General features: G+C 36.7%; 20 protein-coding genes and 1 riboswitch. Of the genes, 15 read left to right on the top strand and 5 right to left on the bottom strand.

Annotation, left to right across the window (positions count from 1 at the left end; translation table 11 throughout):
* Nucleotides 1–57 precede the first annotated feature (57 nt).
* Entirely contained in the window at nt 58–546 is a 489-nt protein-coding gene (locus ACZ5B7_RS16290) for a hypothetical protein (RefSeq protein WP_464490114.1), read from the top strand.
* Between the two features lie 182 nt (nt 547–728).
* Here ACZ5B7_RS16290 and ACZ5B7_RS16285 read toward each other — a convergent pair whose 3' ends face one another.
* Complete coding sequence (locus ACZ5B7_RS16285) at nt 729–1,352, bottom strand: hypothetical protein (RefSeq protein ID WP_464490113.1); 624 nt, start codon at nt 1,350–1,352, stop codon at nt 729–731.
* Nucleotides 1,353–1,892: 540 nt separating this feature from the next.
* Here ACZ5B7_RS16285 and ACZ5B7_RS16280 point away from each other — a divergent pair.
* The gene (locus ACZ5B7_RS16280; RefSeq protein WP_464490112.1) at nt 1,893–2,054 is read left to right on the top strand and encodes a hypothetical protein; all 162 of its coding nucleotides are present in this window, start codon (nt 1,893–1,895) and stop codon (nt 2,052–2,054) included.
* A gap of 206 nt (nt 2,055–2,260) precedes the next feature.
* On the opposite strand, the gene ACZ5B7_RS16275 is transcribed toward ACZ5B7_RS16280, so the two are convergent.
* Nucleotides 2,261–2,494 carry a hypothetical protein gene (locus ACZ5B7_RS16275; RefSeq protein WP_464494507.1) on the bottom strand — a complete coding sequence of 78 codons (234 nt, stop codon included), beginning with the start codon at nt 2,492–2,494 and terminating at the stop codon, nt 2,261–2,263.
* Between the two features lie 140 nt (nt 2,495–2,634).
* Nucleotides 2,635–2,719, top strand: a riboswitch (cyclic di-GMP riboswitch).
* A 35-nt stretch (nt 2,720–2,754) separates the two neighbouring features.
* Between ACZ5B7_RS16275 and ACZ5B7_RS16270 the strand changes: the two genes are divergently transcribed.
* Together ACZ5B7_RS16270 and ACZ5B7_RS16265 are read left to right on the top strand one after the other, a co-directional pair.
* On the top strand, nt 2,755–2,895 hold the full coding sequence (locus ACZ5B7_RS16270) for a hypothetical protein (protein WP_464490111.1): 141 nt from the start codon (nt 2,755–2,757) through the stop codon (nt 2,893–2,895).
* 416 nt (nt 2,896–3,311) lie between these two features.
* Nucleotides 3,312–4,256: an aldo/keto reductase family protein gene (locus ACZ5B7_RS16265; RefSeq protein ID WP_464490110.1), complete on the top strand. Its 945-nt coding sequence runs from the start codon at nt 3,312–3,314 to the stop codon at nt 4,254–4,256.
* A 304-nt stretch (nt 4,257–4,560) separates the two neighbouring features.
* Here ACZ5B7_RS16265 and ACZ5B7_RS16260 read toward each other — a convergent pair whose 3' ends face one another.
* The gene (locus ACZ5B7_RS16260; protein ID WP_464490109.1) at nt 4,561–5,550 is read right to left on the bottom strand and encodes an aromatic acid exporter family protein; all 990 of its coding nucleotides are present in this window, start codon (nt 5,548–5,550) and stop codon (nt 4,561–4,563) included.
* Between the two features lie 379 nt (nt 5,551–5,929).
* On the opposite strand from ACZ5B7_RS16260, the gene ACZ5B7_RS16255 reads away from it, so the two are divergent.
* The 3 genes from ACZ5B7_RS16255 to ACZ5B7_RS16245 all read left to right on the top strand — a co-directional run bounded on the left by ACZ5B7_RS16255 (nt 5,930) and on the right by ACZ5B7_RS16245 (nt 8,202).
* On the top strand, nt 5,930–6,124 hold the full coding sequence (locus tag ACZ5B7_RS16255; protein ID WP_464490108.1) for a hypothetical protein: 195 nt from the start codon (nt 5,930–5,932) through the stop codon (nt 6,122–6,124).
* A gap of 104 nt (nt 6,125–6,228) precedes the next feature.
* Nucleotides 6,229–7,659: a MocR-like pyridoxine biosynthesis transcription factor PdxR gene (pdxR, locus tag ACZ5B7_RS16250; protein WP_464490107.1), complete on the top strand. Its 1,431-nt coding sequence runs from the start codon at nt 6,229–6,231 to the stop codon at nt 7,657–7,659.
* A gap of 99 nt (nt 7,660–7,758) precedes the next feature.
* Nucleotides 7,759–8,202, top strand: a complete 444-nt coding sequence (locus tag ACZ5B7_RS16245) for a YfmQ family protein (protein WP_464490106.1) — start codon at nt 7,759–7,761, stop codon at nt 8,200–8,202.
* Between the two features lie 269 nt (nt 8,203–8,471).
* Here ACZ5B7_RS16245 and ACZ5B7_RS16240 read toward each other — a convergent pair whose 3' ends face one another.
* On the bottom strand, nt 8,472–9,665 hold the full coding sequence (locus ACZ5B7_RS16240; protein ID WP_464494506.1) for a benzoate/H(+) symporter BenE family transporter: 1,194 nt from the start codon (nt 9,663–9,665) through the stop codon (nt 8,472–8,474).
* Nucleotides 9,666–10,093: 428 nt separating this feature from the next.
* On the opposite strand from ACZ5B7_RS16240, the gene ACZ5B7_RS16235 reads away from it, so the two are divergent.
* The 4 genes from ACZ5B7_RS16235 to ACZ5B7_RS16220 all read left to right on the top strand — a co-directional run bounded on the left by ACZ5B7_RS16235 (nt 10,094) and on the right by ACZ5B7_RS16220 (nt 14,488).
* Nucleotides 10,094–10,363, top strand: a complete 270-nt coding sequence (locus ACZ5B7_RS16235; RefSeq protein WP_464490105.1) for a hypothetical protein — start codon at nt 10,094–10,096, stop codon at nt 10,361–10,363.
* 98 nt (nt 10,364–10,461) lie between these two features.
* A complete protein-coding gene (locus ACZ5B7_RS16230) occupies nt 10,462–11,760 on the top strand; it encodes an aminotransferase class I/II-fold pyridoxal phosphate-dependent enzyme (protein ID WP_464490104.1) in 1,299 nt (432 codons plus the stop codon).
* A 127-nt stretch (nt 11,761–11,887) separates the two neighbouring features.
* On the top strand, nt 11,888–13,366 hold the full coding sequence (locus ACZ5B7_RS16225; protein WP_464490103.1) for an aminotransferase class I/II-fold pyridoxal phosphate-dependent enzyme: 1,479 nt from the start codon (nt 11,888–11,890) through the stop codon (nt 13,364–13,366).
* Between the two features lie 69 nt (nt 13,367–13,435).
* Entirely contained in the window at nt 13,436–14,488 is a 1,053-nt protein-coding gene (locus ACZ5B7_RS16220) for an acyl-CoA dehydrogenase family protein (RefSeq protein ID WP_464490102.1), read from the top strand.
* Nucleotides 14,489–14,603: 115 nt separating this feature from the next.
* Here ACZ5B7_RS16220 and trmL read toward each other — a convergent pair whose 3' ends face one another.
* Nucleotides 14,604–15,074, bottom strand: coding sequence for a tRNA (uridine(34)/cytosine(34)/5-carboxymethylaminomethyluridine(34)-2'-O)-methyltransferase TrmL (gene trmL / locus ACZ5B7_RS16215; RefSeq protein ID WP_464490101.1), 471 nt, complete (start codon nt 15,072–15,074; stop codon nt 14,604–14,606).
* Between the two features lie 310 nt (nt 15,075–15,384).
* Between trmL and ACZ5B7_RS16210 the strand changes: the two genes are divergently transcribed.
* Genes ACZ5B7_RS16210 through ACZ5B7_RS16195 form a run of 4 tightly spaced genes read left to right on the top strand, consistent with a single transcriptional unit; the run spans nt 15,385 to nt 19,141 of the window.
* Nucleotides 15,385–16,374 (top strand): LacI family DNA-binding transcriptional regulator, encoded by a 990-nt coding sequence (locus ACZ5B7_RS16210; RefSeq protein WP_464490100.1) that lies wholly within the window; start codon nt 15,385–15,387, stop codon nt 16,372–16,374.
* Nucleotides 16,367–17,245 (top strand): ribokinase, encoded by an 879-nt coding sequence (gene rbsK / locus ACZ5B7_RS16205; protein WP_464490099.1) that lies wholly within the window; start codon nt 16,367–16,369, stop codon nt 17,243–17,245. The genes ACZ5B7_RS16210 and rbsK overlap by 8 nt, the downstream gene beginning before the upstream one ends.
* Nucleotides 17,246–17,641, top strand: a complete 396-nt coding sequence (gene rbsD, locus ACZ5B7_RS16200) for a D-ribose pyranase (protein WP_464490098.1) — start codon at nt 17,246–17,248, stop codon at nt 17,639–17,641.
* A gap of 18 nt (nt 17,642–17,659) precedes the next feature.
* Entirely contained in the window at nt 17,660–19,141 is a 1,482-nt protein-coding gene (locus tag ACZ5B7_RS16195; RefSeq protein ID WP_464490097.1) for a sugar ABC transporter ATP-binding protein, read from the top strand.
* The last annotated feature ends 1 nt before the right edge of the window (nt 19,142 follow it).

Here is a 19,142-nt window from a genome sequence, read left to right as displayed (position 1 = left end):
GAGCCAAAATGTAAAGTGAAAATAGGTGAGACTAATTCAGCCATGGAGGTGGGGAAATTGAGTAAAAAAATTTCTTTTGACACATTTTTTGTATTAGTTATGGTTATTGCTGGAGTTGTTGGAAAGCAATATGATTATCTAAATCTAGCAAATAAGATAAATGTAAACGGATTAGAATTATTTATGAAAGAAAAGGAAGTTATTGAGTTATTTGGAGAAGAGGATAGTGAAGTCTCTTATTGTATGGGATGTGGACCTGATATGTACTATCAGAATTTGGGTTTATTTGCTCGGCTATCAGAGACCAAACATTATGTAAAAGATATAAAAATTACAAATCCGAATTATGACATATTAGGCATTAAACCAAATCAAAAGATAACTAAAGCTCAAAACCTTTTAGAGGATATGGGATTTAAATTAATAGATAGAGACCCTATCAGGCAATCATATCAATATCAAAAAAAGAAATTAACTTTCCAATTGATTATAGACAAACAAGAGGTTATAAAAAGCGTTCAAGTAATATCAAGTAAAAAAAGATAACAATATTATTTATTGACTAGAAATCCATGTACAAGGATTCCGGTAATGACCGCTACTATTTAATAAATGAGATGCAGCACATTTTAAAGATTTAATGCATTAGATTAAAAGGAGGAACGCAAGTGATTTTCACTTGCGTTTTTGATGTGAAATTATTGGTATTTGTGTTGTGAATTCCCTCGCTAAAGACTTGTAAAGTATCCCTGGATCGTTACAAAATTAATTTGACCACCCAAATTGAGATCGCTTCTTATTGAGAAGTTTGACTGCTGTGTAATGACAAGACCGTTTGTAAATGATAAGCTTCCTCCACCAAATCCTGAACTGCTTGATTGTGAAATACTAATAGCTACATCATTAGGAGAAGGTACATTTTGGGGTCCAAATGTTGCATAGACGGGTACATTCGAGTTAGCAGGAGCATTAAAATATTGATATTGTATATCTGTCACAATTAAAGCTTGGCCTTGGGGAACGAAAGCGGATATTACATCTAAAGGAGTAGCAGTTCCATCGGGTAATATTCTTCTAAAGAGAGAACCTGAATCAGAAGATAACATGACAAGATTCAAAATTGGCTGTGGACGTCCTAGATGGGTAGGCATAGTGACTGTACCAGATACATTTTGTGTAGCAGGGAAGTTGCTGACGTTCACGTTCGGAGTGTTTCCTACATTTACAGTACCAGAAGTTACTATAACAGGCCATGCCGAAGTACCAGGTGCCCCTTGATTCGCAGTTACTGTTTGATTTGGCGGTCCTGCTGGGGCAGCAGGATTAAAATTTATATTGAACTTATCAGCCAATCCTTTCACCTCCTTATTTTAGGATAGTACATGCTATTCTTTGATTAAGAATAATGATAGGATGCTTGTCCACTTTTCTACTAAAATGTGTTTTAATCCATATTTAATAAATTTTTTATAAGGTTCCATATAATTGAAATCTATAATTTACGGTAAAAAACAGGAATTATTACCTTAATATTTGAAATGGAAATGTTAGAAATTGAACTATCGAAGCAGGTGGGGTGAAGAAGGAGTTTGTTTAAAGACCCTGAGGGTAGATAGGTTGAGCTATGGGAGAAATAACGGGTTGTAATCATTCATATATTGTTGAATAAACGGATGCTTGAGCGAAACAAGGAGTTGTAGTTGCGGCTCCTTGTTCTTGTTCCATTAACGGGAGAGTTTAAAATGTCATTTAATTTCTTAGAATACAAGACAAACACCCAAGAACTTTTACCCAAAAACACATAAACTCTAATGTAAAAATAAATGAGAAGGATAATGTGATGATCCCAAATAATTATGCCTCAAATACAACATATGCAAGGATTGGTTTAGGTGGATCAGGTTCGGGATTTGGTTTTGCACCAGGACTTGGTTTTGGAGCTCCAGGGCTTGGTTTTGGCTATCCACACTACCATCACTACTACCCGTACCATCATCACCACTACTACCCATTCCACCACCACCACTACTACTACCCATATTAAGATTTGCTGATAAAACCGTTCAAATAATATTGAAAAGAAGTTTTGTAAAACAGGCGTGTTTCGACAATTGTTGAAACGCCTGTTTTTATTATAACCTTAGCTGGGATAGGCTCCTTAGAAATTTCTAATCATTACTCAATGTAAAAACTTATTTTGAGGTGCCAAAGGTCTTTTTTACTGTAAGTACATTGTTTCACAATCTTCATTGTAGAAGATTTAATCTTGTTCCCATCTTAGGAAAGCCCAAAATTGTAACATTTCCATTTTTAAAGGGTGTGTACGATTTAAATATTCCTCAATAACATCCTTAATTACGTGGAAATCTGCTACTACTTCAATAGAGGCGACGCTTAATATTTCTTTTTCTACCTCTGTTGGTTCACCATCAAAATAACCTTTCCAGTACAACGTTTCGTTTTCTAACTTTACCGTTGAACTGAAGCTGCCAATGAGGTAGTATTTTTTATTTCACTAAGGGGTTTCAAGAATATGTTGACACGTTGGTTCATAAAATCTAAATAAGGGGAAAATTTAGATTATACGTCAAATTTTGAAACCAATTATTATTATTACTATAAAATATATAAAATCGTACGAAAGGGCAAAATCATTGAAAAATGATGACGCAAAACTATAGGGGCTAAAGTCATTTGACTATGCTTGCCAGTTGCCGAATACAACCTCCGTACGATAACTTTGGAGGGTATAAAATGAATAAAAAAAACATGAGAAAAAATGCACCGAGAAGTAAAGAAGGTTACCTCACTGCAAAGCAACGGATGGTTGTTAAGTGGTATCAGCAAAAACGCTTAGAACAAATGCAAGAAAACTATGTATTAAAGCGGATTTGAAATGAAATTTTTGATACTTATAGCTTGGCATCAATTCCAAATTAAGTACAATAAAATATTGCTTGATGGTTGCATTGATAAAGAAATTCGAAATAAATTGTTCCAAAAGATTGAACAACATAGTATTAAATCAAATGAATTAAGAAGCATGAAATGACTTTGCCTTAAGGAGGTAAGGTCATTTTTTATTGCACAATCGGCTTTCTTGTTGTATAGATGCTGTGCAAATGCGGCAGCTTTCCTTCTTCAACTATCGGGCAGGTTGCTTGAACAATAGAAATGGATTTGGTGTATTGCAAAAAGCCAATTCTTTTTGGTTTTTTCTTTATTTTGGAACAAGTTCAAAATATTGGACATAGAGACAAAATATATAGTATTTTTATTTTGCGTCACGAAATTATTTGGGAGGGATAAACATGGAATACCGTCGTTTAGGAAAAACAGGACTAAAAGTGAGTGAAATAAGTTTAGGCAGCTGGCTTACATATGGTGGGTATGTTGAGGAACAAAATGCTACAGCTTCAATCGATAAAGCCTATGACCTTGGGATAAACTTTTTTGATACTGCCAATGTTTATATGCGCGGGGAAGCAGAAATTGTAGTCGGAAAAGCCCTAAAGAAATTCGTACGTGATTCCTATGTTTTAGCCACAAAGGTATTCTGGCCAATGGGTGATGGGCCGAACGATCGTGGGTTATCCCGAAAACATGTAATGGAACAATGTCATGCGAGTCTAAAACGCCTGAACACCGATTATGTGGATATTTATTATTGTCATCGTTTTGACCAGGAAACGCCACTCGATGAAACATTGCGGGCCTTAGATGACCTTGTACGCCAAGGAAAAGTATTATATATCGGGGTTAGTGAATGGACAGCTGAGCAAATTACAGAAGCGGTTCATCTTGCAGACAAAAAGCTACTTGACCGAATTGTTGTGAATCAGCCACAATACAGCATGCTTCAACGGTATATTGAAAAGGATGTCATCCCAGTATGTGAAAAACATGGCATTGGCCAAGTCGTTTGGTCTCCTCTTGCCCAGGGTGTTTTAACTGGTAAATATCAGAAGGGTTCTCAGGCTCCTGTAGGAAGCCGTGCATCACAAGAAAAATACAGTAATCTTTTTGGATTACTCACTGAGGAGAATCTTGATAAAGTAGAACTACTAAAAGAGGTTGCAAAAGACAATGACATGTCACTAGTTACCCTGGCACTATCGTGGATTTTACGACAACAAAATGTCTCCAGTGCTCTTGTAGGGGCAAGTCGCCCTGAACAGATGGAGGAAAATGTAAAAGCATCAGGCGTAAAGTTAAATGCTGAAACCTTCGCTCGAATTGAGGACATTTTAAGATAAGGCTCCGTTAAGAATTTATTTTTTCTTTGAAAAATTAGGAAGAAACATCGTAGAATTGATGTTTCTTCTTATTCGAATATCAATTAAATCCCTTTTCACTGTGAGTTTTTGTTCAACTAAAGGGTGCAAGAATTGAAGAAAAGCAATACATTTTTTCAGCATTGCTTTTCTTACGGCCCTTTTTAAAAATACTTCCTATACACTTAAAGAATAAATAGAAAAAAATACAGTAACCCTCCTCTGTCTATAAGGGGAGGGTCCTTCCTTAAACAACCTTCCATCATTTCCAGTTCATTTTTCGTTTTTATTTAGCGGTTAATAAGTGGTTGGAAATTACTTTCGATTCCACTTTTAAAGCTTTCTTTATCAGTAGATATTGCTCCATCTCTTTTATCAATTGAAATAATTGAGCCCTGGCCTCAAATTCCTCCCTGGTTTCCGGGAGAGGTTCATTCTTAAATTGGTCTTGTAATTCATATAAGCGAATTAACAACTGCTGTGCCGTGTTCCCTGGGTGAATGGAACTGCTTACTACTTCAAGAAAATCTGCAATCATATACCTTTGTTTGACTAACGGCTCAATGGATGTCACGATTGGTAAAACCCGCTCAATAATTTCAAATTGTTTTTCACGTATTTGAAAATAATGATAATAGTAATTTTCTGAACGTAAAAAATGATTTTCTACATTTCTAAACGCCAAACTTTTAGCTTCTTCCAGCAAGCCTGCCGTCTCCGTAATTTCATTCCCCATCCAACGGCTTTCATTTGTCCGTAAATAGGAAACCATTTCCTCAAAGATTTTGCGGAAGTTTTTCTCGATTTCTACTTGATACTGCTTTAGCTTAGAATCTAGACTAGGCATATACAAGTTGACCAGCAGGGCAGTTCCGATGCCAATCACAATAAGATAGACCTCGTTTAGAACGATTCCCGCCGTCATTTGGTGCCCTGAGTAGATATGGAGAATGATGACAGAACTAGTTACCACACCTTCCGAGACCTTGAAAAGAACAGTAACCGGTATGAAGAGTAATAGTAATAAGCCAATGACCAGTGGATGGTAGGAGATCCCTTCAAAGAATATAAAGGAAAAGCCGATGCCAAGTATACAAGCAACAAAACGGGCATACGCAGTTTTGAGGGATTTTTTCTTGGAGTTTTGTATACATAAAATCGTTATGATGCCGGCAGAAGCAAAAAAATTCAAGCCGAAAAATTGAGCAATGATGATCGCTGCAGCCGTGCCAATGGCTGTCTTTAACGTACGATAACCGATTTTATATCTTCCCATATCCTAACCTCATTTATTCTTATAGTTTTATATAAACGGAGAAACATCCAGTAAACAAAATAGGTCATAAAATTTCAACTTAACTTTTGTATTATACAGCCTTTTTTATCTTTTAGAAAACCAAACCTGGATTTATTAAAACTTTTATTGATTAAACTAACTGTTTAAAAATCACCAGTGGAAGTTTAGTTTTAAATGTAATTATGATTTCGATAAAGTGGATGGTAGAATTTATGGATAATTGGAGGGTCTCTAAACAAACTCCATATATTATAATTTTAAAAGTGATATTACTAATAATTAGACAAATAAAATAAGACTTTAGTGGTCCAACCACAATCATTAATATATCTATATTTTATTTCATAAGAGGTGTTATATGAAGATATTAATTACCTTGGTAATTGTTGTCATCCTAATCGCAATTATTTCCACATTATTTATTGCTGGAAAGGCTGACGAAAATTATAGTAGCTCGACAAAAAGAAACACAACAAATTTGACCTTAATTTATGCGATTTCTATTCCATTAATTTTAATTGCTCTTGGAATATTTATTGTGTTTTTTACCTAATAAAAATGCCTATTGTCGTATGATGATAGGTTTTTATAATGGGATATTTTTCCAAAAAAAGAATAATAAGACCACGAATAATCACTTAATAAGGAATGTTGAATATGGATTGGAAACCAGACCGTAACGCCAAAAAAGCTATCTATAAGCAGCTTGCAGAATTTATCGAAAATGGAATTGCGGATGGTACTTTTCCTCCGGATAAACCACTACCTTCCGAAAGAAAATTAGCTAAGGAACTTAATGTAAATAGAAGTACAGTGGTTGCTGCATATGACGAATTGGAGTCAAATGGACTTATTCAAAGAAATAGGGGAAGCGGGACGACAATAAGTAAAGATATTTGGGGTATTACCAAGAAGCGTATACCGAGCTGGAACAGGTATGTCGAGGCAGGCTCGTTTTTACCAAATCAACCTGTAATACAAAGGATTCGAAAAGAAGCAGTAGAACATAAGTTGATCAATCTTGCAAGCGGGGAACTGTCGGAAGATCTTTTTCCTTTGAAATTCTTACGGGAGATTACCTCAACTAGATCATTTATTGGAAGCTTAGGATACGATCATCCACAGGGGAACGAGGTATTAAGGGGTACCATTACAAAGCATGTCAAGCAGTTTCGTAAAATTGAAACAAATCCTTCATCTATTTTAATTACATCTGGAGCACAACAAGCGTTGCACTTGGTAGTTCAATGTCTGTTAAAACCAGGAGATGCTGTTGCTTTAGAGGATCCCTCTTACAATTACAATCTTCCTATATTTAAATCAGCAGGAATTAAACCGTATTATTTACCAGTAGGCAAGGATGGTATTGAACCGGATGATTTGCTGACATTATATAAAAAACACCGAATCAGAATGATATTTTTGAATCCGGCTTATCAAAACCCGACAGGGACTCTGCTTAGTGAAACTAAGAGGAAAGCTATTTTAGAAATATCTTCTGAATACGGGATTCCCGTTGTCGAGGATGATCCATATAGTTTAACTTCTTTTACAGGAGAAGAAGTCTCAACATTAAAATCGATGGATATCCACGGAAATGTATTATATATTAGCTCTTTATCAAAAATCATCGCTTCTGGGTTAAGAATTGGCTGGATTATTGGACCAAGACCGGTTATTGAAAGATTATCCGATGCGAAACAACAAATTGATTTCGGGCATGCAAGTTATACTCAATGGATTGCCAATGATTTTCTAGAATCGGAAAATTTCAATTCACATATCAAAGGATTGGTAAAGGAATTAGAGAATCGAAGGAATCAAATTGTTACCAGCCTAAATTATTTTTTAGGGGATCAAGTGGAATATTTCATCCCACAAGGAGGAATTCATCTATGGTGCAGGGTGAAAAAAGACTGTAATGAAATGCAATTGCTTGAGGAATCAATCAAAAGAGGAGTCATTTTTGTCCCAGGTTCAACAATGGGATCTAAAAAGGGATTTGTTCGTTTTACTTTTGCAAGGGAAGATGAAGAATCCATACATGAAGGAATCAAAAGGTTTGCAGCTGCGCTTAAATTCCTTTAATAACTACTACTTTGTTGAAAATTTTAAGATTCTTAATCTATTAATTCTTAAAATAAGTACTTGAGGTAAACCAGATATTTATCAAGGAGTTGATATGAAATGACATGGACGGCTGCTGTTATTATAGTGATTGGTGTAACTTTCAAATTATTAATGAGTCCCCCAAGTGCAGTTGTAGGTTGGGTTGTAAGCAAATTTGCACTACATCCACAACTTGATTCAAAAAATATTACTATAAGTTTTAATGGAAAGTACCTAGAAGAGGTGGAAAAAATTAGTTTGATTAATTATTTTAATGAGGCTAACTTTTTAAAAAAATATCCAATATTTCCAGGCAATGAGAAATTGTTTCTACATCCAGAGACTAATGTTATTCCGATTATTATAAACGTAAAAAGGAAGAAAAAAGAGGTAAATCTCTTCTTATATTGTTACAATGATCGCGTTGATGTTGTAAAGCAATGGAAGAAGAAAGTTGCTTCCTATAGTCTTAGTTCTGAGCATCTCCAAAAGTTTACTATTTCAAATAGTATAGATGTATAAAAGAAACGGATTGATATTTCTTTAAATCAATTGTATGATCGCTACCAAACACCGTTATTTATTGTGGAAAACGGTTTTTAATTTCATTTTTTTATACTTTATAAAAGGGCTGCTGAGGTAGCTCTTTTATATTGGTGACGACAGATGTGAAGTGGTTTATAGAAAAACAAATCGGACCACAACATTTTATACAGAACTAAAATGTTGTGGTCCTAGGAAATGGGATTTAATTTAGTTTTTGGTGGTCTTTATTAATACACAGTTCATACTTATGCTGTTTTGTTTACACTTTTTTCGCCTTTTTCTTCTGTAATATTTTCTATATATCGAGCAATGAATGTACCTATAAGTAAGGACCAAACCGGTGCGCTGATACTTAGAATTGTAGTGCCGGATAAACTAATAATAAAGGCAAATACAGTGCTAGTTTTTATTGAATGCTTCGAGAAAGCCTGATATAAACTATTTCCGAACACATTTAGTAAAGAAAATCCAACAATTATGGAAATAAACTCTTTCGGCAAGGTTTGAATAAATGGAACCAATTTCCAGGAGAATAATCCGTAAACTAAAAGCAGAACACCAGCTATTACAGCCCCCATATATCTTTTTTCCTTTGGTCCTGCTTCCTTATCTGAACAGATTGCCGTTGCCATACCTGCGATATTTGCAGATTGACCTCCAAAAAAGCAAGTTATTAATGAAAATAGCCCGCTAAAGGATATAATTTTATTTATAGGAGCCCGATAATCATTTTGTTCCAATGCACCAATAGCAACCGCTATATCATTACTTAGAATTAGAAGAGTAAGAGGGATAGCGATCGAAAGGAAACTAGATGTATTAAAGTCAGGAAACTGAATATTAGGCATAAACGCTGCTGAAGTACCTTCAATGCTATTTAATGGATAGAACATGTTCAAAACAATAAACCCGATAATAATTGCGGAAATAACAGGTGGAAACTTAAGTTTCCATCTCAAAAAAATTAAAAAGGTGATTAAAGAAATAAATCCAACTATAAATAGAGTGTTTATGGAAACAATAAAATTCACCATATAGTGGGTTATCATTCCTGCCAGCATTGCAGAAATAATTTCTTTAGGCACTAACTTAATAAATTTTGAGAAAAAACCAAGAAATCCAATGATGACCATTAGTAATGCTGAAATTAAATATGCCCCAATTAATTCATTAAAGGTAAACTGAGATGTCATAGTTGCTAAAAATGCTACACCTGTAAGTGTATGTCCTCCAACAATTGGTATCTTACTATACAAAGGAAAAATAATTCCGAATAACCCGCCAAAAACGTAAACTGCAAATATCCATAAAATCGACTGTGTTGTATTGAAGTTTCCGTTTGAAGATGCTTCCAATATAAGAGCAGTCGGACCTGTTATGACGAATATTCCCGCAACCATACCTGCCGAAATATTTTTATGGTTTAAGTCTTTAAAGATAATAGATTCCCCCTATTCCATATATAATCTGTGTTTTCCTCTCTTTTGGCTTATACAATATTAACCTTTTGGCATTCTGCACAAAGTAGACCCATTGTATACTAATCTAATTTTATAAAGGGTTATCACTTTTTACATCATCCAATCATCAGTTTTTATTACCATCCATTTGCATTATTACAAAAAGTTCCTATATCAGGAATGAATCTATCTTTTTTTAGAAATGGATGGTTAAAAAAGAGTATAAGTGGATGATTAAAAAAATTTTAATTCCTTTATTATTGAATTGTGTATTTAAAGTAAACAACATGTTCTATTAATATTATCGGTTATTGTGTGAATGTGTTCACAAAATTTTATCTTTACCAGTCTATTTAATTATTCAAATGTTGATAAATTCAATACTAAATAGATTGTGGGGATTGGTTATGAACGAGATCAGTCAAATAAAAAATCGTAAGGCATTGGATAACATAAAGCCTTATATACCAGGTAAACCATTATGGGAAGTGGAAAAAGAATTAGGGCTAAAAAGGGTAATAAAACTAGCATCTAATGAGAACCCTCTCGGACCATCACCTAAAGCCATTAAAGCAATCTCTGGTAGTCTTACAGAGCTTAATCGTTATCCGGATGCACATGCCATTGAGTTAAAGAAGGCGATTGCATCCTGTCTAGAACTGTCCACTGAGAATTAAATTATTACAAACGGTGCGAAGAGAATACAATATTAATAGAAGTACTTAGTTCCATACTTTAAAATTAAGGTTAGTTAACTTTAAGGAGGAGAGATAAAATGAACGAACTCGCCAAGAAGCTAAATGATGATTTAATTAAATTTAATTCCAATGTATATGATTTATTATCTAATTTGGGTAAGAAGCTATACTATCCAAAAGGTATCTTAAGTCAAAGTGCTGAAGCAAGCAAAAAGGCTAATCGTTTTAATGCAACAATAGGAATTGCTACTGAAAAGAATATGCCAATGCATTTTGAACATATACAGGAAACATTACAAGGTTATTCCCCAGAGGATATTTATCCGTACGCCCCGCCTTCCGGAAAATTAGAATTGCGTTTGGGTTGGAAGGAGAAATTACTGCGGGAAAATCCATCCCTAGAGGATAAAAGTTTTGGACTACCTATTGTAACCAATGCCTTGACCCATGGTTTGAGTCTTGCAGCGGACCTATTTGTTGATGAGAATGACACCATTATCCTGCCGGATAAATATTGGGGAAACTATCAAACTATTTTTCATGTTCGGAGGGGAGGCCATCTTAAGATATTTAAGCTTTTTGACGAATACGAAAAATTCAATGTTTCTGCGTTCAGAGAATGTTTAATGGCACAACAGGATGCAGGTAAGGCAATTGTTATCCTGAACTTTCCGAATAACCCTACAGGATACACCCCTGGAGAAGAGGAAGTTAACGGAATTATTTCAGTGGTTAAGGAAGCGGCAGAATCGGGTATTAAAGTAGCTGTTATTCTTGATGATGCCTATTTCGGGCTTTTCTACGAAGGTTCGGTAAAAGAATCTTTATTTGGGAGATTAGCTGGACTGCATCCAAAAATATTGCCTATTAAGGTAGATGGGGCAACAAAAGAAAATTATGTGTGGGGCCTAAGAGTTGGATTTATCACCTTTGCCTCTGAAAGTCCAGAAATTTTAGAGATACTGGAACAGAAAACAAAAGGTCTAATCCGCGGGACGATTTCTAGTAGTTCCCACCTATCTCAGACAATTATTTTACATTCATTGCAATCTAAAGAATTTGAAATAGAAAAACGTGAAAAGTTTGAAGTCATGAAGAAAAGAGCAACAAAGGTAAAAGAAATTGTCAACCAGGAAAGGTACAAGAGAGTTTGGAGATTTTATCCATTTAACTCTGGATATTTTATGTGTTTAAAGCTATTAAATGTTGATGCTGAAAAGCTGAGACTTCATTTGTTGGACGAATATGGAGTAGGAACCATAGCCATTAACACAACTGACTTAAGAATCGCTTTTTCTTGCGTGGAAGAAGAGAATTTAGAAGAACTTTTTGAATTGATCTATACAGGAATAAAGGAACTATTAAAAAGGGAGTAAAAAGGAATGTCTAAAGCTACAAAAACACTTGATGGGTTAGGAAAGAAAGTTTCAAAAGAACACTTTCATCATCTATTACATCTCTGTTTCACTTTACTTTACAAGATGGGAAAGGGTGAGAATAGAATTGGTAAACCAATTTGAAACCCCGTTATTTACAGCTTTAAAAAAACATGCAGAAAAAAATCCAATCCAATTCCACATTCCCGGCCATAAAAAAGGGAATGGAATGGATCCAGAGTTTAGAGAATTTATTGGTGAAAATGCACTTTCAATCGATTTAATCAACATTGGACCTCTTGATGACTTACATCTTCCAAAAGGAATCATCAAACAGTCACAAGGGTTGGCTGCAAAAGCATTCGGTGCGGATTACACTTTTTTCTCTGTTCAGGGAACCAGCGGGGCCATTATGGCCATGATTATGTCCGTTTGCGGACCGGGTGATAAAATTCTAGTACCGCGAAATGTTCACAAATCAATCATGAGTGCGATTGTTTTTTCGGGTGCAGTTCCTATTTTTATTCATCCGGAAGTAGATTCCAAGTTTGGAGTCTCTCATGGGATTACACCAGATTCCATTGAAAGTGCATTAGTTTTACACCCGGATACAAAAGCTGTTCTTGTTATCAATCCAACCTATTATGGTATCTCTGGTGATTTAAGAAGAATTGTCAACATCGCACATTCTAGAAACATTCCGGTTCTTGTAGATGAGGCCCATGGAGCGCATATTCATTTCCATAGGGAACTGCCTTTATCTGCAATGGAGGCAGGGGCTGACATGGCTGCAACAAGTGTGCATAAATTAGGCGGTTCCCTTACCCAGAGCTCCATTCTAAATTTACGTGGAAACCTTGTTTCACCGAAACGGGTACAAGCGGTTCTGAGTATGTTAACGACAACCTCGACTTCTTATTTATTACTGGCGTCATTAGATGTAGCCAGAAAATCATTAGCTACTGAAGGACAAGCACTGTTTACGGACACAATTCGAAAAGCAGAAGAAACACGTTCGAAAATCAATGAAATTCCTCATCTTTATTGTATGGGGCGTGGACTTCTGGAATCAAGTGCAGCCGTCGCGATGGATCCTACCAAGCTTTTAATATCTGTAAAAGAATTAGGGATTACAGGTTTTGATGTTGAAAAATGGCTGCGAAATCGATTTAATATTGAAGTCGAATTGTCCGATCTGTACAACATCTTATGTATTGTAACACCTGGAGACACTCAGGAAGATTTACACACACTTATAAAAGCATTAACTGTATTGTCACAGGAATACAAAGTTCAAGCGGACATGAATATAAACAGTTCGGTGTTGTTACCTGAGATTCCTTCGTTGGCTTTAACACCACGTGATGCTTTTTACGCTGAAACAGAAGTGATTCCATTTGAACAGTCTGCTGGAAGAATTATTGCAGAGTTTGTAATGGTTTACCCGCCTGGAATTCCAATTTTTATACCGGGTGAAATTATAACGGAAGATAATTTAGTATATACCAGAAAAAATATCGAAGCCGGTCTTCCTGTTCAGGGTGCAGAGGATGAACAATTAAACACACTTCGAGTTATCAAAGAATATATACCATTTAATAGTTAACAAAAAGAGAAGCAAGAGAGCATCGAATGGAGTAAATAGAAATATCCTATCAGTGTAAGGGGTGCAAATGTGATCACAAATAAAGATGAGGTAGTTTTAAAACAAATCATTAATGAATTTCTAAAACCATTTATTAGACAAATAGATGAAAATGCATATTTTCCGAAAGAATTTCTGAATGAGGTTGGTAAAGCTGGTTTTTTCCAATTAAACGGTTTACTGAAGGAACATGTCAGCTATAGAGAGATGTATTTAATTGAAGAAACGGCGAAGTATTGCATGACAACAGCTTTTACATTATGGTGTCATTTTGCCGGTCTAGCGTCTGTGAGATTGAGCAACAATCCTTTTATTAATAACAATTTGATACCATTATTAGAATCAGGAGATAAACTGGTAGGGACTGGTTTGTCCAATGCATTAAAATTTTATGCTGGGCTGGAACCTATCAGACTTAAAGCCGAAAGAGTTGATGGGGGATTTATTATAAATGGCAGTTTACCTAGCGTTTCAAATTTGAAGGACGATCACTGGTTTGTTATCTTAGCATCTCTAAATCACCAACAGCGAATAATGTCTATTTTACCTGTAAAAATTGAAGGTTTAGCGTTAGAAAGTAAAACAAATTTTGTAGGTATAAATGGTAGTGCCACTTACTCTTGTTCCTTTCATAATGTGTACGTTCCAGATAATTGGATTATCACCGAAGAAGCAGACTTATTTATACAAAAGGTTCGACCAACATTAGCACTCTACCAAATTCCTTTGGGAATAGGAGTATCTTATGCTTCTCTTAAATCAATGGAAGAGAGTTATTCCAAGGATGTAGAAGCTAATCAACATTTAGAACCGCAGCCAAAGGAATTGATTGAAGAACTACAGTGCATTCGCGAAAAAGCATATAAACATGCAGATAACTTAGATCTATCACTTATTTGGAAGGAAATATTGTTAACACGCTTAGAAATAGCTAAATTGACCTTGAAAGTGGTCCATGCCGACATGCTCTATTCCGGTGGCCAAGCTTATTTACAAGGGAGTGAACCATTTAGAAGGCTGAGAGAAGCTTACTTTTTAGTAAATCTTAGTCCAACAATCAAGCAATTAGAATCATTAAATTAGTTAGATAAAAAGTAAAATAATGTATATGACCCAGTATGGAATAGGGTGGTGAAATACGCGCAGTTTACTTTCTGTTTAGTTAATCGAAAAAATCCTCCAAATAAGGAAGATTTTTTTAATGCAATTTAGGAAATCCTTGCTGGCGCAAAGCCTCATACACTAATATCGCAGCTGTATTCGAAAGGTTCAGTGAGCGAACATGATCATTCATTGGTATCCTCAAAAAGTGATCTTTATGTGTTCTTAGTAAATCTTTTGGTAAACCCGTTGTTTCTTTTCCAAACATAAAATAATGTTCCTTTGAAACATCACTGAAGTCAAAGGAGGAATGTGCTTTTTCACCAAACGTTTCAATATAGTAAAACTCACCTTGATTTTTTGAAAAAAAGTCATCCAACGAGTCATAGTACGTTATGTTTACAGATTGCCAGAAATCTAAACCTGCTTGTTTTATCATTTTTTCATCTGTTGAAAAACCAAGTGGCCGGATTAAATGCAGGGCTGTATCCGTTGCTGCACAAGTACGTGCAATATTTGCCGTATTTGACGGTATTTCTGGTTGATATAGGACAACATGTATTGCCAAGAATGGTCACCTCTGTCTTTATTTTCCCTCCAAATTATAGCATAAAGAATGGGAGGATATGTACTTACGATAAAGGAGACAAGGGTTCAACAATACGGTCGCTTCGGCGACCTGTTGCCATATAGAGTCTTTTGGTCGCAGTTGGACTAATCAAGCTTGTTGTATATAAAAAACGGTGATGATGATAGGACTAATAATATAAATATGCCAAACAAAAAATCGAGACATTTCGACATTATTCTTGTTGCATAATAAAATATGATGTGTTAATCTTTATGTGTAATCGGTTACACATAAGAGGTGAAACTAAATGGCTACAATACGAGATGTTGCCAAAAAAGCTGGAGTATCTGTAGCGACAGTTTCCAGAGCTTTAAATGATAAGGGATATGTTCATGAAGATACTAGGAAACTAATCAATAAAGCGATTCAGGAATTAAATTATAAGCCAAATGAAGTGGCAAGGTCGTTATATAAGAAAAAATCAAGGTTAATCGGTTTATTGCTTCCGGATATTCGAAATCCATTTTTTCCTGAGTTAGCACGTGGGGTTGAAGACACGATGCAGGAGCACGGTTTTCGGCTGATCATTGGAAATGCGGATGAGAACCCAACAAAAGAACTTGATTATATCCATACATTTAAGCAAAATAATGTAATCGGTCTCATCGCAGCAACCAATCAAACTGAAACAAGCTACTATGAGAGTCTTGGCTTCCCAGTCGTCTTTCTTGATCGGACCTCCAATCAGCATCCCTCTGTGTATGCGGATGGATTAACCGGTGGAAAAATGGCGGCAAAAGAAATCATTAGAAGGGGAAGCAAGCGGATTACACTGCTTAAAGGGCCGATGGAATTGAAGACAGCCCAAGATCGATTTAAAGGGGCAATCGATGAGCTATGCAATTCCAATGTCAGTTTTAATGTCATGACCACTGCGTCATTTACTTTTGATGATGCTGAAATAACAGCAAGGGAACTATTTGATAAATTTCCTGCAACAGATGGCGTGATTGCCGGAAATGACCTTGGGGCTGCAGCCATTTTACATGAGGCATTGAGAAGAGGCATTTCCATTCCAGGTGAACTGCAAATCATCGGCTATGATGATATCCCGCTTAGCAGCTTGCTGTTCCCGCCGTTGTCGACGATTCGGCAGCCGGCGTACGATATGGGAAAAGAAGCAGCAAAACTATTAATTGCAATTATTAATAATGAGCTCATTGAGCAAAAAAATATTCAATTGCCCGTTACCTTTATTGACAGGCAAACGACTAGAAAGGTTGAGGACAATGGCTAAAATAACCGTAATCGGAAGTTCATCGATGGACTTAGTAGTGACGGCCCCCAAAAGACCGGGTAAAGGAGAAACTATTTTAGGAGAATCGTTTAAAACGGTTCCTGGCGGAAAAGGAGCCAACCAAGCTGTTGCCGCCGCCAGATTGGGTGCAAAGGTATATATGGTCGGGTGTATCGGGGACGACGCATTCGGAAAAGCAATCCTTGAAAATTTTAAGAAAAATCATGTGTTAACCAATTATGTGGAACCGGTTACAGATATGGAGAGCGGAACTGCCCACATTACCCTAGCAGAAGGTGATAACAGCATCATTGTGGTAAAGGGTGCAAATGATTATGTAACACCAGAATTTGTCGAAAAGGCCCTGGATGTCATCCGCGAATCTGATATTGTCCTTATTCAGCAGGAAATCCCTGAAGAAACAGTGGAATACGTCAGCGAAAAATGCCATGAATTCGGGGTGCGACTATTATTAAACCCAGCGCCGGCACGGCCAGTTCGAAAGGAAGTCATCGAAAAGGCAGCTTACCTTACACCGAATGAGCATGAAGCATCAGTCCTTTTTGGCAATAGAGATCTGCATGAGGCATTACTAGAATATCCAAACAAAGTATTTATCACCGAAGGAAAAAACGGTGTCCGCTTCCATAATGGTAAAACCGAGGTCCTTGTTCCTTCGTATCCGGTTGAGGCTGTTGATACAACAGGTGCTGGAGATACCTTTAACGCTGCCTTTGCTGTTGCCCTTGCAGAGGGAAAAGACTTTGAAGAAAGTATTCGATTTGCCAATCGTGCCGCCTCGCTATCGGTTACAAAGTTTGGGGCGCAGGGCGGGATGCCAACACGTGAAGAAGTAGAGGAGAGTATGTAAATGAAACGCCATGGAATATTAAACAGCCATATTACCAAAGTATTAACTGACCTTGGCCATACCGATTATATTGTCATCGCGGATGCAGGTTTACCGATTCCAGAAGGAGTTACTAGAATTGATTTAGCACTTAAACCGGGCACACCTTCCTTTCAAGAGGTTTTGGACGCAGTTGCAGACGATATGGTCATTGAAAAGTGTATTATTGCCTCTGAAATAGAAGCGGAAAATCCGCAAATAGAAAAATATTTAACAAACAAATTTTCCGAAATTGATGTGGAACGGGTTACACATGAGGATTTTAAGCAGCTAACGAAAAAGGCCAAGGCCGTCATTCGCACTGGTGAAATTACACCATATGCAAACTGTATTTTACAATCAGGTGTGTTTTTTTAATAGAATGAGGTGAAAAATATGCAAGTTTCGATGCAGAATATCCATAAAGCCTTTGGATCCAATCAAGTGTTAACGGGTGTGAATTTTGAATTGCTTGATGGAGAAGTCCACGCCTTAATGGGGGAAAATGGGGCTGGCAAATCGACGATGATGAATGTCCTGACAGGGCTTCATTCTCGTGACGAAGGCACCATCATGATTGATGGAAAAGAGACCTATTTTAAAAACCCGAAAGAAGCCGAGCAAAACGGGATTACCTTTATCCACCAGGAATTAAACATTTGGCCGGATATGACCGTATTAGAAAATTTATTTATCGGGAAAGAACTGAAGAGTCCGCTTGGCCTGCTTAGAACGAAGGAAATGAAGGCGCTTGCCAAGAAACAGTTTGACCGTCTGATGGTTACGATTCCTTTAGATCAAGAGGCTGGCAGCTGCTCTGTTGGGGAACAGCAGATGATTGAGATCGCTAAGGCGTTGATGACCGATGCCAAGGTTATTATCATGGACGAGCCAACAGCAGCGTTGACTGAAAGAGAGATCAGCAAGCTTTTTGAAATCATTTCTTCCTTGAAAAAGGAAGGGGTATCGATTGTATATATTTCACACCGGATGGAAGAAATATTTGCTATCTGTGACCGGATTACCGTCATGCGGGATGGCAAGACGGTAGTTACCAAGGCCATTCGCGATACGAATTTTGATGAGGTTGTAAAGAAAATGGTAGGCCGGGAATTAACGGACCGATTCCCTAAACGGAATTCGAAGCCGGGCGAAACCGTCCTAGAAGTAAAAGGATTAACAAAGCGCGGAGTATTCCAGGATGTGAATTTTTCGGTCCGTTCCGGAGAGATTGTTGGTGTTTCTGGTCTAATGGGAGCTGGAAGAACAGAAATCATGCGTGCCATCTTTGGACTAGATCCATTTGACAGCGGCGAGATTTGGCTGAACGGGAAAAAAATCGTGATAAAAACACCTGATCAGGCCGTAAAAGCTGGAATTGGTTTTATTACAGAAGACCGAAAAGATGAAGGCTTGATTTTGGATTTTTCCATAAAGGACAATATCGTATTGCCATCTTTATACAGCTTTGCGCCTAAAGGCATAATTAATGAAACTAGCGAAAAAGATTTTGTAAATATGCTGATCAAACGCCTGACAGTCAAAACGGAATCTGCAGAACTTGCCGTTGGGAATTTGTCAGGGGGAAATCAACAAAAAGTGGTCATCGCCAAGTGGATTGGCATTAGTCCGAAAGTGCTCATCCTAGATGAACCGACAAGAGGGGTAGACGTCGGGGCAAAAAGAGAAATCTATCAGCTAATGAATGAACTGACGGACCGCGGGGTAGCAATCGTTATGGTTTCATCAGAGTTACCGGAAGTGTTGGGAATGAGCGACCGAATCCTCGTTGTTCATGAAGGAAAAATTACTGGTGAATTGAAAAAAGATGAAGCAACTCAGGAAAATATTATGACATTGGCAACGGGAGGTCAATGAG

Source organism: Neobacillus sp. S1115 (assembly GCF_055385565.1).
The sequence above is the reverse complement of the archived record's forward strand: the minus strand, read 5'-3'. Positions and strand labels throughout refer to the sequence as shown.